A 15,342-nucleotide genomic window follows, 5' to 3' on the forward strand; every position below is an offset into this window, starting at 1 on the left:
ACTATTTTTACCCATAGTAGTTTAAAGTGTGGTTACTTCAAACTTACTAAAAATTAGAGTAGTCTGAAAAAACTACTCTTTTTATCGGACAACAATGATTTTAAATTCGTTTTTAATAGATTTCGCATTACTATTATCCAAATCAATTTTATAATATGCTTGGTACTCACCATCAAAATCAGATGCTAATGAATTTCCTGATACTTTATCCGTCCCCTTAACAGCAAGTTTTACATTTCCTTTACCGTTATCTTTATTTGGAGTAGTAAAAACAGGAATACTATACATAGTTTTTTCATCAGCCTGAAATTCAACGCCAAAAACTTTCCCTCTAAAATCTACGATAACAATCTGTTCATTAGTCGTAACCTGCCATGGTAAACGTAGGGCTTTTGAGTTCTCTTCTTGTTCTACATAAAACAATAAAGATCCAGAATTCTCATATTCTGTTCCTGATATCGAGTCATCAATCTTAACAGTAAATGTTCTAATGATGAAAGGCACAAAAGTTTTACCGTCAATTACTTCAGAATAAACCGATCCACCTTTACTAAAATAAAAGAAAGCACTTCCTTTTAAATCAATGCTTTTATTTCCCAAAGAAATAAAATTCTCAGTTGGCATAGGTGTATCCTGTTTCAATACATTAACAGAAACTTCATTCGAAGTTTTATATCCTTCTTTGGTAGCTACAAATTTAACAACTCCATCTTTATTTGCTGTCCAAGTCGTTCCATTTATTTTTGTTCCTCCTACCATTTGAACTGTAAACCCAAAAATATCTTCCTTATTATCTTTGGCTGTAAAAGTTACAACATCCCCCAATTTCACTTCAGATTTATCAACAGATAAAGTGAAACTCTTACTTGGTTTAGGTCCTTCATCATCAGCTACCACATTTATCTTAAGAATAGAACTATCTTTAAAATTTACTTTACTTGCATAAACTTCAAAAGTTCCACTTTCATTAAATACATATTCGTTTGATGCCTCTTCTCCATTGATAAAAATCTTCGCTCCATCAACATTCTTTCTATCTGCTTGTACATAAAAATTTACCTTATCACCAACCTTTATGTCAACACGATCTGCGTTGAGTATCAATTGATGGGTCATTTTATCTTCATTGGACGAATTATCATCACTGCTACACGACACTCCAAATGTCGCTAAACCAGCAACAGCTAAAAACATAAATAGCTTCTTCATAATTATAATTTATTTGGTTATTGATTAAAAGACCAAATTATTGAAGCACTCTTCAAAAAAAGCAAGCTATTCAAAGACAAAAAAACTATTATTAAAACTTTACAAAGAAACCTCTTATAACAGATCGCTTATATCAAACAAAAAAGCAGTTGCCATGGCAACTGCTTTTTAAAATTCTGTAAATCGTATTTTGTGATTATTTTACTAATAATTTTGACAATACTTGACCTTTAGAAATACTAACATTTTTCATGTTACTTGAATGATTAAAAGATTTAGTTCCTTTAGCATCTGGTTGATTTGTAGTATCAATACTGTACATTGCAGCAATATTTCCATCATACTTAAGTTCAAACTTTTGTGCATCATCTTTAACAGTTGCTTTAACATTTCCTGTTTTATCAGCAAACTCTTTTAGTTTTACATCTAATTGTGTAATAACTTCTTCTCCTTTAAAATCAACATCACCATTCTCTGACAGAACAAATCCGTTTACATTTAACTCTCTATTTGGATCCATACCAGGATAAAAAACTTCTTCACTTGCTTCATCTTGTATAACAATCTTGTAAACTCTAGAAACAGCACCTGTTACATTTTCTCCTGCAATTGCAAAATTCTTAGTGCGTACATCAACTGCAAACCTACAATAGAAAATCTTTCCTTCCTCAGTATCTAAACTATATAATCTAATATAATTTTCTCCATCATGAATAATAGTTTCAGCTAATAACTTTGTAGAAGCTTCATCAATGTCAAAGTTTTTTCCATTTACAGACATAAAGTTACCTTTTGGAGCCTCATCTTTCGTAACATTTACTGTAATTTCAGCTGTATCGTTATATCCATCCTTAGTAGCTATGAATTTCACAACACCTTCTTTTTCAGCCTTCCATGTTAAACCTGGTAACTCAGCACCACCTACAACCTTAACTTTAAATCCAGAGATTGCTACATTATTTTCTTTTGCAGAAAATGTTACTGTTTCTCCCACTTTAACATCAGCTTTATCAGCTACTAAAGTGAATGTTTTCTTCTCTGTGTCTGGATCTGTACCATCTTTCTTAGTTACAGTTATTTTTAAAGCAGCACTATCTTCAAAATTTGCCTTTTTAGCTACTACATTAAAAGTACCTTCTTTCTCAAAAACATGCTCAATACCAGCCTCTACACCATCAACGTAAATCTTTGCACCGTCGACATTTTTCTTGTCAGCTTGTACTGTAAACTTTACAAGATCACCTTCTTTTACATCAACACGATCAGCACTAAGAACCAATTGTTTGCTCTCTTTACCTGAATCTGATGAGTTGTCATCACTGCTACATGACACTCCGAATGTAGCTAGACCTGCTACAGCCAAAAACATAAATAGTTTTTTCATATAAGTTAGTTATTTTGGGTTATTAAATTTGGTAGCAAGATAAAAACTATTTTGAATCAAAAAAACTATTTCGTTAATTTTTTCAATATTTTTACTTAAAAAAAACTTAAATCAAATAATCATTATTACACATATCACATAAATAACACAGCATACATAAGCTTTTAAAATATATGAAAACTTAAAATTAATAAAATAATAATCGCATCATATACAACAGATATCAACTGTTAATATACCTTCCACAAGGATTTTTATTATATTTACGACAAACAATAACAAATTTCATTTATGAAAACACAAGAATATGAAAGTAACGACTTGATCGAAAGATTGCCACAGCATTTAAAACAATTTATCAAACCACAGAGTTATCAGGATTATACACCTATTAATCAAGCTGTGTGGCGATACGTTATGCGTAAAAATGTTGATTATCTATCTAAAGTTGCTCACGAATCATATCTTGACGGTCTAGCTAAAACAGGTATTTCTATAGAAAGCATCCCTAGTATGTATGGGATGAATAGAATATTAAAAGAAATAGGTTGGGCTGCTGTAGCAGTAGATGGCTTTATACCACCGAATGCCTTTATGGAGTTTCAGGCTTATAAAGTACTTGTTATTGCATCAGATATTAGACAATTAGAGAATATAGAATACACACCTGCACCAGACATTATACACGAAGGGGCAGGACATGCTCCTATTATCGCTAACCCTGAGTATGCTGAGTATCTGAGACGCTTCGGAGAGATAGGCTGTAAGGCTATTTCTTCTGGCAGAGACTATGAGATATATGAAGCTATCCGCTTACTATCTATCTTAAAAGAGGCTGAGGGTGTAGACCCTGAGGAAATCAAAAAGGCAGAAGAGCAGGTAGATTATTTACAAGGTATAACAGAAGAACCTTCTGAGATGGCACTTATCCGTAATCTTCACTGGTGGACAGTAGAGTATGGATTAATCGGTACTACGGATAACCCTAAGATATACGGAGCAGGCTTACTATCTTCTATCGGAGAGAGTGCGTGGTGTATGACTGATAATGTAAAAAAACTTCCTTACAGCATAGAAGCTGCATACCAAGGCTTTGATATCACTAAGCCTCAGCCTCAGTTATATGTAACTCCTGACTTTGCTTATCTAAGTGAAGTATTAGAAGAGTTTGCAAATAAGATGGCTTTAAGAAAAGGAGGCTTAATGGGAATAAACAAACTAATAGACTCTAAAGCCTTAGGTACGATAGAACTGAATACAGGTCTACAGATATCAGGTGTATTTACACGTGTAATCGAACACGAAGGCAAACCTGCTTATGTACAGACAGCAGGCAAAACAGCTTTAGCCTATAGAGAGAAAGAATTAGTAGGACACGGCACAGAGACTCATCCACATGGTTTTGGTACTGCATTAGGTCGTTTAAAGGGAATCAACCTTGCTATAGAAGATATGAGCCCTAGAGATCTAAAAGCTTATAACTTATATGAAGGCAAGCCAGTAACTCTAGAGTTCGAAGGAGGGATCACTGTATCTGGAACTAATATCACGGGTATTCGCAATATACATGGTAAGATTATTCTGATTAGTTTCAGTGACTGTACAGTGAAGCACAATGATGAAGTACTATTCCAACCAGAATGGGGGACTTATGATATGGCTGTTGGTGCTCATGTGATTTCTGCTTTCTCAGGGCCTGCTGACTACCACAGTTTTGATCTAATCAATCACGTTCCTTCTAGCCAAACAATAAAAGCAAAAAGAGACGAGAATAAAATAAAGCTTGAAAACTTCTACCAAGAAGTTAGAGCCATGAGAGAAGAGAATAAATCAACTGATTTAAACAACGTACTAGATGTTCTAATCAATGAATACCCTTCTGATTGGTTACTTACAGTAGAAATACTGGAATTAGCTAAAAAAGCTTCAAATACAGTATTAGCTGAAAAAGCAATGAGCCACCTTAAATCTGTTCAAACAAACAGACCTGAAGTAGCTCATTTAATCAAAGACGGTATAGATATTATTCTAAAAAGCTTATAAAGCTATATCTAATACCAAGTCTTTATCACTTTGAATAACGTTACCCTGATACTCTAGTTTCCAACCTAGAGTATTGGTAACTATTAATATTTTAGAAAGTTCACTTATAAGTCGATTCTCCGCATTCGATTTTAAAGTGGACTTTTCTATTTTATCTTCTAAGTCTTTCTTCACTTTTGCATTAATCTTATTGTAGTCATCTCCTTTAAAAGGGTTGAAAGTACTCTGTTCTACATCTAGTATTTTATAGTCAGGATAGATATTAACTTCTGCTTCTGGTATATATATTAATTGCACTACCTTATTCTTCTCATCAATCTGATATTGCAGTTGACTCAAATCATAAGACACTGTAGCCTTTGCATTAATAATAACCACAGCCTTTTTATCAAAAGAAAGCATATTTAAAAAGTATTTCTGCTGATCCTTATACGTCATTACTTGTGAGAAAGTAGCTTCTGTCACCACTAATTTACTCACATTTTTTAACTGCTCTTGGATTAGAGCTGTATTGTATTGCATATCATCTTTATCCCCCTTCACAAAGCTGTTATACAAAACAACTCCTGCAAACATAAAGAAGAGCACTATAAATATACCGAAGAGTACGCGCAATAACTTTCTCATAACTATCTAAAGTTCATAAATGGATATTTCTCTAATAAGTAATCTATCTTGGCTACCAATGTATCTAAGAAAGCTAAGTGTTGTTCTGCAGTAGGGTTAAAAGGTCTATGGTTCAATCCTTTTTGCACCTCATCTACTTTATGCATGATTGGATACATATCAGGATGAATCCACGTTGTCACAAAGCGCTCCCAGATATAGTCTATCGCCAACTCATTTGGATGTAACATATCAGCTTTATAAAAGCGATAATCTCTTAGCTCATCCATTACAATCTCATAAGAAGGGAAGTAACTAATTTTATCTCCGCTTTGCTGATCTAACACATCGTGTAGGGCAGTAAATAATACTGACTTACTTCTCTGATTCTCTACGATACCATCTTTAAAATGTCTCACTGGAGACACTGTAAACACAATCTGTATATCTGGATTAATAGCTTGTACTAATGTAATAATTTTAGACAATCTAACCTTCACTTCTTCAATACTTAATAATCTCTTTTTGAAATTACTCTGCGCTACCTTATGACAATTGGCAACAACCATTCCACTCTCGATATGCTCATATACCCAAGCTGTTCCTAAAGTAATATACATAAACGAGCTCTCTTTTAAAGCTACCTGTAAGTCAAACAACTTTACATTCAGCTTCGTCACGATATCTTCTTCTTCTAACTCATTCAAATCAGAATGTGCGATAAAGCTACTCCACACCTCGTTATGACAGAACACATCTGCACTTGTAAATTCATGCCCTTTCACCGCATACTCTAATATGCGCTCTATCGCAATAGGGTGAAACAGAATACCGAATGGATTCACCACACTTTGGAACTGATACTCTTTTAGCTTATCACTTATATTCACAGCAAAACAAGATCCCATAGATAAGATCTTATGCTCGTATTTAATTCTATCCTTTGCTACCTTAGTAGGCACTACTGTACTAAACTTCATAATCTGATGAACTCTTGAACAAAAAAAAGATTCTCATATGAGAATCTTTTTTTCTATTATAATTGCAAATATAATACTATTTCAAATAATCTTTTGCGTGAGCGATAGCGTCTGCCATACCTGCTGGGTTCTTACCTCCTGCTGTAGCGAAGAACGCTTGTCCACCACCACCACCTTGGATGTGTTTACCTAACTCACGTACGATAGTACCTGCATTAAGACCTTTGCTCTCTACTATATCTTTAGATACATAACAAGTCAGCATTGGCTTATCATTCGCTACACTACCAAGCAGTACATATAGATTAGAGAACTCATTACCTAACTCATACGCAAGGTCCTTTGCTCCAGCAGCATCTAAGTCCACTTCTACAGCTAAGAAAGAGATACCGTTTACCTCTTGGATTTGACCTTTTAAGTCTCCTTTTAGGTTCTTTGCTTTCTCTTTTAATAATTGCTCTACTTGTTTTTTAAGTTTAGCATTCTCATCTTGAAGAGATACTACCGCTTTTAAGGTATCTTGTGGATTCTTTAATACTGCTTTAAGCTCTTTTAATGTATCTTCTTGTTCTGCGTAGAACTGACGAGCAGCTTTATTCGTAATCGCCTCAATACGACGAATACCTGCAGCTACAGCCCCTTCACTTACGATCTTGAACTGCCAGATATCACTTGTATTTCCTACGTGAGTACCTCCACATAGTTCCATACTCTCTCCAAACTTAATAGCACGTACCTCATCACCATACTTCTCACCGAATAATGCCATAGCACCTTCAGCGATAGCCTGAGCCATCGGTATACTTCTGCGCTCTACTAAAGGCAAGTGATCGTGAATTCTATCATTCACGAATGCCTCTACTTGTGCTAACTCTTCTTCTGTCACTTTAGAGAAATGAGAGAAGTCAAAGCGCAAGTGCGTAGGAGCTACTAACGAACCTTTTTGTTCTACGTGAGTACCTAAGATAGTACGCAATGCTTGGTGTAGTAAGTGAGTAGCAGAGTGGTTAGCCATAGATTGCTTACGCGCTTCTACATCTACCTTCGCTACTAAAGTTCCTTCTACATTAGCAGGAAGCTCTCTTACGATATGTAATATTAAGTTATTCTCTTTTTTCGTATCGATTACTTGGATCGTGTCATTAGCAGATACTAATACTCCAGTATCTCCTACCTGTCCTCCCCCTTCTGGATAGAATGGAGTAGAATCTAATACGATTTGGAATAACTTACCATCTTTCTTACTATCAATCTTTCTATAACGAGTGATCTTTACTTCATTCTCTAACTGATCATATCCTACGAACTGCTCTACATTTCCTGACACTAATACAGTCCAGTCATCAGTAGATACTTCTGAAGCCGCACGAGAACGTGTTTTTTGTTCTAACATTGCTGCGTCAAAACCAGCTTCGTCTAGTTCATACCCTTTCTCTCTAAGGATAAGCGCTGTCAAGTCAATAGGGAAACCAAAAGTATCGTATAGTTCAAAAGCCTTCACTCCTGATACTACTTTACCTTCTGTTTGTTTGATTACATTGTCTAATAAATGTAACCCTTGCTCTAACGTTCTTAAGAAAGAAGTTTCTTCTTCTTTAATCACGTTTTTCACTAATTCTTTTTGACTAGTGATTTCTGGGAAGAATGCTCCCATCTGTGTACTTAACACCTCTACTAACTCATAGATGAATGGTTCTTTCTTATCTAAGAATGTAAATGCATAGCGAATAGCACGACGTAAGATACGACGGATCACATACCCTGCTCCATTGTTAGAAGGCAACTGCCCATCTGCAATAGCAAAGGCAACTGCTCTCACGTGGTCAACGATAACGCGGATAGCGATATTAATCTTCTCTTCCTCATCATCTTTTGCTTTCATTGTGTATTTACCACCTGTTAACTCAGATACTTTAGCGATAAGTGGAGAGAATACATCTGTGTCATAGTTAGACTGTACTCCTTGAAGCACCATACATAGACGCTCAAACCCCATACCTGTATCTACGTGCTGAGCAGGTAACTTCTCTAGAGAACCATCCGCTTTACGGTTAAACTCCATAAATACGTTATTCCAGATCTCTACTACCTGTGGATGATCTCCATTCACTAATTCTCTACCCGCTATCTTTGCCTTCTCCTCAGCACTACGGATATCTACGTGTATCTCAGTACATGGTCCACACGGTCCTTGATCTCCCATTTCCCAGAAGTTATCTTTCTTATTCCCCATCAGGATACGATCCTTGCCGATTAGGGTACTCCAGATATCATAAGCTTCTTGGTCAAAAGGAACGTTCTCCTCTTCGCTACCTTCAAATACAGTAACGTATAAAATATCTTTAGGGATGTTATAAACTTCAGTCAATAATTCCCAAGCCCAATTGATAGCTTCTTTCTTAAAGTAATCTCCGAAACTCCAGTTCCCTAGCATCTCGAACATTGTGTGGTGGTATGTATCGATACCTACCTCTTCTAAGTCATTGTGCTTACCAGACACGCGAAGACACTTCTGTGTATCAGTGATACGGTTACTTTTAGGCTTGGCGTTTCCTAAGAAATACTCTTTAAACTGGGCCATCCCAGAGTTATTAAACATTAAAGTTGGATCGTCTTTCAGAACGATCGGCGCAGAAGGTACAACCATGTGACCTCTTTCTTCAAAAAAGTTTAAAAACTTCTGACGAATTTCTTGTGATTTCATATCCTTTGGAAACTATAAATTTTAATTCAAATTCTCAATTACTGTTTTTTACCTCAACATTGTTAAAAAACAGCTAAATATTCTATTTTATTACTTTTTTTTATTCTTCTACTAAAGAAAACAATAGCTGTAATGAAAACATTTTTTAAATTTGTTAGCTATCAATCTTTTTCCACTTTAATGAAGATTAAAATTTTAGTGCAAAAATAGTGTTTTTTTAAAATATGGCTAAGGTAAAATATTATTACGACCCTGAAAAATTAGCGTTCCTAAAAATTAGACCTAAAAAGTTTAGATACTTAGGTAATGTCTTCTTATTCATACTTTCTTCTGCCATCTTTGGTGTACTTGGATTATTCGTACTCATTAACACTAATATCCTGCAAACACCTAAAGAAAAAGTACAAGAGAGAGAAATAGCAGAGTTCAAAACAAACTATCTACTTTTGAACAAGAAACTGGACTTAGTTGCAGAAGTATTAGATGAACTTGAAGTAAGAGATAATGACATTTACCGCGCATACTTTAATACAGCTCCTATTCCCGATGAACAAAGAAGGTCAGGATTAGGGGGAATAAACAGATATCGCTCGTTTATAGGGTTAACAAATGAAAAAATCCTAACAACGACGAACGAGAAGATGGATATGCTATCAAAGCAAATAGCCATACAGTCACAATCTTTAGATGACATCATTGAGTTAGCTAAGGGTAAAGAGGCATTCCTTGCATCAATTCCCGCGATTCAACCAGTAAAAAATGAAGATCTAAAACGCATGGCCTCTGGTTATGGGTATCGTAGTGATCCCTTTACAAAAATTAAAAAGTTCCACGCTGGAATGGACTTCTCTGCAGAAACTGGAACTCCTGTTTACGCTACTGGTGATGGTAAAATAATCCGTGCTAATAATGAATTATCAGGATATGGAAATCTAATAGAAGTAGATCATGGACATGGTTACTTGACGAGATACGCTCACTTAAGTCGATATAATGCTCGACAAGGACAAGCAGTTAAACGCGGTGATATCATAGGGTATGTCGGTAGTACTGGACGTAGTTCGGGACCACACTTACACTATGAAGTGCACTACTTAGGTAATGTAGTAAACCCTCTAAACTACTATTATGGCGATATTTCTGCTAAAGAGTTTGAATTACTTTCACAAGAGGCTAATCAAGAAAATCAATCACTTGACTAATGAAACTAAATTTACCTGACAAACGTTATTACAGTATAGGAGAATTAGCGAATGCTTTTGACCTAAATGCTTCGACATTGCGCTTCTGGGAAAAAGAATTTGACATCATTAATCCTAAAAAAAATGCAAAAGGAAATCGCATGTTCACACATAAGGACATCGAAAACCTTGAATTGATTTATCACTTGCTAAAAGAAAGGGGCTTCACAATTGAGGGAGCCAAAGAATACTTAAAGAAGCAACCTAAGTCAGAAATGAACAACTTTGAGCTGATAAAAAAATTAGAGAATATTAAAAACACCTTAATAAATATTAAAAACGAACTTTAAAAAGAAAAATTACTATGAAAAAAGCATTAGTTCCTATCATCGTTCTTGTGGTTGTAATTGCAGGAATATTTATGTACTCTGTTGGTATCAAAAATGATATCGTAGCATTAAGTCAGACGGAACAAAAACAATGGGCAGATGTGCAGGCAGCATACCAAAGAAGAAATGATTTAATCGGAAACTTAGTTAAAACTGTACAAGGTGCGGCAGATTTCGAAAAGGGTACTTTAGAAGCGGTAGTTAAAGCACGTGCTGAAGCGACAAAAGTAACTATTGACCCAAGCAATATGACTCCTGAACAGTTAGAAAACTTCAATCAAGTACAAAGCAACGTGGCGTCAAGTTTAAGTAAACTATTAGTGGTTTCAGAAAATTACCCTGAACTAAAAACTAATACTAACTTTTTAAAACTGCAGGATGAATTAGCAAGTACTGAAAACACGATACAAACACAACGTGTGCGTTTCAATAGTGCTATCATGGATTATAACGGTTATATTTTGAAATTTCCTAACTCTGTTTTTGCGGGAATGTATGGTTACAAAGAAAAACCGTATTTCAATGCAGTACAAGGTGCTGATAAACCTGTAGAAGTGGAATTTAATTTTTAATTATGCCTACTATCAGAGACTATTTATCTACACAAGATGAAAAGGAAATTGTACAAGCAATAACACAGGCAGAAGCAAACACTTCTGGTGAAATACGCATTCACATTGAGACAAACAGCAACGAAGAACCTATGGCAAGAGCGCAAAAGGTATTCTTCGAGCTTGGAATGCAGAATACGAAAGAGCGCAACGGGGTTCTATTCTATCTATGCATTAATTCAAAATCTTTTGTCATTCTTGGGGATGAGGGAATTAATCAAAAAGTTCAAACTGAAAACTTTTGGGAAGGGACTAAAGAATTGGTTATAAACCACTTTAAACAAGGATTATACAAACAGGGACTTATTCAGGGAATCCTCAAGGCAGGAATAAAGCTAAAAGCTTATTTCCCAGCTAAGGAGATCAACAAGAATGAGCTTCCTAATGAAATTTCAAAAGCATAGCAAATGAAAAATTTGTTTAAAAAAGTATTCCATAGTTTAACCTTTGCAATAATCATATTGCTTTGTCAGGTTAATTATGCGCAATTTGATATTCCCAAAAAACCAGCATTAAAAGATCAAAAATTACTTTATGACTATGCTGATTTATTTTCATCTCAACAACAAAGAGAGCTGACTGATAAATTAACGCATTACAGTAATGAAACATCTACTCAGATATTAGTCATTATAATAAAAAGTCTCAATGGAGAAAATATTTCATTATTAGGACCAAAATGGGGACATGAATGGGGAGTTGGAGAAAAAGGAAAAGATAATGGGGTAGTTATTTTGATGTCTGTACAAGATCGTCAAATTGGTATTTACCCAGGTTATGGAGCAGAGCAGTATATAACCGCTGGACAAGGAGGAGAACTTATCCGAAATAGAATTATTCCACATTTCAAAAATGGGGACTATTATGGAGGGATTCACACCGCAGTCGACGGAGTGACTGAAATGCTCAAAGGAGTATACAAGTCAGACAAAAAAAATACTGTTCGCGCAGAAGGAGACAATGAAACTGGAGGTCTATTCTGTCTATTTGCTATCATATTTGTCATCGTTGGAACTATTATATTCAATAAAGGAGACAAAAACAATGGAGGAAAAGGTGGAGGAAACAAACGCAATCGCAGCTTCTTAGAAGATCTTGCAACTGTAATTATTCTTTCAAATAGTGGATCAAGTAGCTCTTCAAGTAGTAGAGGCGGTTGGTCATCTGGTGGAGGTGGCTGGTCATCTGGAGGAGGCAGTTCTTCTGGAGGAGGTTTCGGAGGCTTCGGAGGAGGAGGTTTCTCTGGAGGAGGCTCAAGTGGAAGCTGGTAAAACTTTTCAACTATATAAAACAAATTAGAGGATATCTGAAACAGATATCCTCTTATTGTTTTATACTATCTCTATTTTCGTATTCTAAAGTACTTTTGCACACTAATACAAGTCCCATGCTCAATGAGAACTTTTATATTACATAAGCACTACAATCATCTCTTTTTAAATATTACATACGGAATGCACGCATACTTTGTCCACGCTTACCACGACCTCCTTTTGTACCTTTTCCCTTCTTTGGACCTCCAAACTCATTCAATTTATACACTAAAGAAAACATGACATATTGTTTCAATACCAAACTTTCAGAATCCACAATCTCTGTAGGATCGATAGTACGTCGACTACTGGTATTCTGATTGAGCACATCATACACCTTTACTTTTGCTCTAAACTTACTATCAAAAAACTCATAAGCTAAACTTATATTCCACATATAAAAGTCTTTTTTATAGCCTTGTGCAATTTGAGAGTTGTAAGTGTAATTAAAATCATTGCCAAAGATGAAGTTCTTAGGCCAATAGGTTGTAGCCTCTAAATTAAATCTATGTGTGAAATTTGAAGCTTTATCAACAGTAAAGTTATTGTAACTCGTTCTATTATAGTTATACGTATATGAAGGATGTAGAGTCAAAAACTCTCCATAGTCATAACTAAAGTACGCATTCGGCACAATAGTATTTGCTCGAGATTCGTACATAACATTGTCAATATACCCTTTCGAAAAATGATTAGAAAATCTAACTCCTATACCATATCGGAAGTTATGCTCACCTACCTTCTTGTTCTGAAACAAATTTACTCTTGCTGACCACTGATAATTACCTGATATGTTTTTATAAGTTGAGATACTTTTCATATCCTCGTCATACTCAATTGCATTTACAATCGTATTATCTTGTAGGGAGAGATTTCCTCCAATAGAATACCCAGATCTCGTCTGGAAATCATAAGAGCGATAATTAAAACTAAAATTATGTTGATCCGTCGGTTTCAAGTTTGGATTTCCTACTTTAGTGTGTAGTGGATTGGAGATATCCGTAATTTCCAATAACTCTGTTGCACTTTGATAAGTCTGATTGTATCCATAACTGAAATAAATATTATCATTTTTACTCACGTTAAAGAACGTATTCATATTTAAACGCGGACTAATGTAATACTTATCTAAACTGTAATCCTTTTCATTGTACAATGCATCTGCTGAGTTCTTGACAATATCAGTATAAGAAGTAAAATACAGCGAAAACTTATTCTTATTAATTGCAAATCTGACAAACGGACTAGTTTCCTTTACAACACTTTTATATCGATTCGTTTCTAACTTATTAATAGAGGAATACTCGCCTGTAGCCTCATCATAATCATAAACGTACATACTGTTGATGCTTTGTCTGTAGTTCCACTCAGTTCCGACTTCAAAAGACAATGAGTCCGTAATCGGTTGTCTGAATGACACATCCAAGCTATAGGTATCAGATACATCTTCACTATTTTTAAACTGTCTACGCATATCATCAGCCTTTTCAGATTGAAAGAATTTGGTATCAGATTCAAATAGAATTTCATTATTTCCCTTAGAATTTGAATTAGAAAAATTTACTGATAAGAACTGTCCCGGTTTTTTAAAATTGCGCACATACGAAATATTGTTTGCAAAATTATTACTATCTCCCCTACTATATGACTGACTACGGCTCTCGTTCAAGGGATTCATATTTTCATCAAAAGATGCTTCTTCTGACTGACTATTAGAATAGGTATGCCCTTTGCTGAAGTTAGGCATAATTGACAAAAAGTCTTTCTCTCCTCGATAATCAATTGAAAAATTGGCTTTATTCCCTTCATCTCCACTTTTTGATGAAGAAGAAGACGTATTATAAAACTGACCACTTGGTAAAAAACGAGTTGACGTCGTTTTATTCCTATTCTCAGTTTCAGAAAAATTGTAATCATAACTTCCATTTCCCGACAATAATTCAGTAAAATCCTCCAGGTAATTTAGCCCTATCATCCTCGACTCAGTAACGCCTCCTCTACTACGTCCACTGCGCATATTATCAAAGACATCGTCCATTGAAAAGCCTACTGCATTAATATTATTGGCAGAACCAATGACTGATATCTTTCTCCTCTTGTTAAAACTATTCAAAAACAGACCCGCTTCATAGCGATCATCTGTTCCATATCCCGCATTAACTTGTCCGAAGTACCCTTTGTTATTTTCCTCATCAATTGTCACGTTGATACTTGCATCATCAGACTTTGCACGCTCACCTGTAAATTTTTCCCTTTTAGTCTTTTTATCCGTAACTTGGATTTTGTTAATGATTTCACTTGGTAAGTTTTCCAAAGCTACTTTACCATCCTCACTAAAGAAAGGCTTGCCATTCACTAAGATCTCATTAACCTCTTTCCCATTCACAGTTATCTTTTTATTCTCGTCTATCTGTAAACCAGGAAGTTGCTTTAACAAATCTAAAAGTTTGGCGTCAGGCCTAACCTTAAATGACCCAGCATTATACTCTATAGTATCATTTCTAACCCTCAAAGGTGGGGTCTCAGCAACAATAAGCAACTCGTCTAAATTAGTAGGCAAATCCTTAAGCACTATTTTACCAAGATCATCATTCTCTGTAATCCCCTTCGGGTATTCCTTGACAAAGTCTTGATAACTCATCATAGAAGCTTTAAGGAAAGTTCCCTCTTGTAGCGATCGAATCTTCAGATCAAAATTTCCTGTTTTATCCGTAACGGTATAACCTACCATTGTAGAATCTTTATCTCTATTCAAATAAACAGTTACATACTCTAAAGGCAAATTCAAGGAGTCGACTATTCTTCCCTTTATAGAAATAGCGTTCTGTCCAAATGAACTAATACAGAGTAAAACAGTCAAAAAAGTATATATCGATTTCATAGCCATAAAAAAAGCGGTCTATACAAATGTACAAAGACCGC

The 15,342-nt window shown here is 35.2% G+C and carries 12 protein-coding genes; 6 read left to right on the forward strand and 6 right to left on the reverse strand.

The genetic code is table 11. The features are described from left to right. Positions 1 to 81: 81 nt before the first annotated feature. Both GOQ24_RS10385 and GOQ24_RS10390 read right to left on the reverse strand, forming a co-directional pair. Positions 82 to 1,209, reverse strand: a complete 1,128-nt coding sequence (locus GOQ24_RS10385) for a protein BatD (protein WP_160339649.1) — start codon at positions 1,207 to 1,209, stop codon at positions 82 to 84. A 196-nt stretch (positions 1,210 to 1,405) separates the two neighbouring features. Further along, positions 1,406 to 2,593 (reverse strand): hypothetical protein, encoded by a 1,188-nt coding sequence (locus tag GOQ24_RS10390; RefSeq protein WP_160339651.1) that lies wholly within the window; start codon positions 2,591 to 2,593, stop codon positions 1,406 to 1,408. 291 nt (positions 2,594 to 2,884) lie between these two features. Here GOQ24_RS10390 and GOQ24_RS10395 point away from each other — a divergent pair, with 291 nt between their 5' ends. Then, positions 2,885 to 4,636, forward strand: coding sequence for an aromatic amino acid hydroxylase (locus GOQ24_RS10395; RefSeq protein WP_160339652.1), 1,752 nt, complete (start codon positions 2,885 to 2,887; stop codon positions 4,634 to 4,636). Here the strand turns inward: GOQ24_RS10395 and GOQ24_RS10400 are convergent. The 3 genes from GOQ24_RS10400 to alaS form a co-directional block, all read right to left on the reverse strand. Further along, entirely contained in the window at positions 4,631 to 5,263 is a 633-nt protein-coding gene (locus tag GOQ24_RS10400; protein ID WP_006259634.1) for a DUF4230 domain-containing protein, read from the reverse strand. The genes GOQ24_RS10395 and GOQ24_RS10400 overlap by 6 nt on opposite strands. Positions 5,264 to 5,265: 2 nt before the next feature. Continuing rightward, on the reverse strand, positions 5,266 to 6,222 hold the full coding sequence (locus tag GOQ24_RS10405) for a GSCFA domain-containing protein (RefSeq protein ID WP_160339654.1): 957 nt from the start codon (positions 6,220 to 6,222) through the stop codon (positions 5,266 to 5,268). Positions 6,223 to 6,298: 76 nt separating this feature from the next. Continuing rightward, the gene (alaS, locus tag GOQ24_RS10410) at positions 6,299 to 8,926 is read right to left on the reverse strand and encodes an alanine--tRNA ligase (protein ID WP_155093086.1); all 2,628 of its coding nucleotides are present in this window, start codon (positions 8,924 to 8,926) and stop codon (positions 6,299 to 6,301) included. A gap of 224 nt (positions 8,927 to 9,150) precedes the next feature. Between alaS and GOQ24_RS10415 the strand changes: the two genes are divergently transcribed. The 5 genes from GOQ24_RS10415 to GOQ24_RS10435 are packed head-to-tail and all read left to right on the forward strand — an operon-like array spanning position 9,151 to position 12,378. Next, positions 9,151 to 10,128: a M23 family metallopeptidase gene (locus GOQ24_RS10415; RefSeq protein WP_155093087.1), complete on the forward strand. Its 978-nt coding sequence runs from the start codon at positions 9,151 to 9,153 to the stop codon at positions 10,126 to 10,128. Further along, the gene (locus GOQ24_RS10420) at positions 10,128 to 10,457 is read left to right on the forward strand and encodes a MerR family transcriptional regulator (RefSeq protein ID WP_155093088.1); all 330 of its coding nucleotides are present in this window, start codon (positions 10,128 to 10,130) and stop codon (positions 10,455 to 10,457) included. The genes GOQ24_RS10415 and GOQ24_RS10420 overlap by 1 nt, the downstream gene beginning before the upstream one ends. Before the next feature lie 14 nt (positions 10,458 to 10,471). Beyond that, the gene (locus GOQ24_RS10425) at positions 10,472 to 11,068 is read left to right on the forward strand and encodes a LemA family protein (RefSeq protein WP_155093089.1); all 597 of its coding nucleotides are present in this window, start codon (positions 10,472 to 10,474) and stop codon (positions 11,066 to 11,068) included. 2 nt (positions 11,069 to 11,070) lie between these two features. After that, complete coding sequence (locus GOQ24_RS10430; protein WP_155093090.1) at positions 11,071 to 11,511, forward strand: TPM domain-containing protein; 441 nt, start codon at positions 11,071 to 11,073, stop codon at positions 11,509 to 11,511. 3 nt (positions 11,512 to 11,514) lie between these two features. Further along, entirely contained in the window at positions 11,515 to 12,378 is an 864-nt protein-coding gene (locus tag GOQ24_RS10435; protein WP_155093091.1) for a TPM domain-containing protein, read from the forward strand. A 172-nt stretch (positions 12,379 to 12,550) separates the two neighbouring features. Here GOQ24_RS10435 and GOQ24_RS10440 read toward each other — a convergent pair whose 3' ends face one another. Further along, positions 12,551 to 15,301 carry an outer membrane beta-barrel protein gene (locus tag GOQ24_RS10440; protein WP_155093095.1) on the reverse strand — a complete coding sequence of 917 codons (2,751 nt, stop codon included), beginning with the start codon at positions 15,299 to 15,301 and terminating at the stop codon, positions 12,551 to 12,553. Positions 15,302 to 15,342: the final 41 nt, after the last annotated feature.

The organism is Myroides sp. LoEW2-1 (genome assembly GCF_009767705.1).
Classification (GTDB): Bacteria; Bacteroidota; Bacteroidia; order Flavobacteriales; family Flavobacteriaceae; genus Flavobacterium; species Flavobacterium album_A.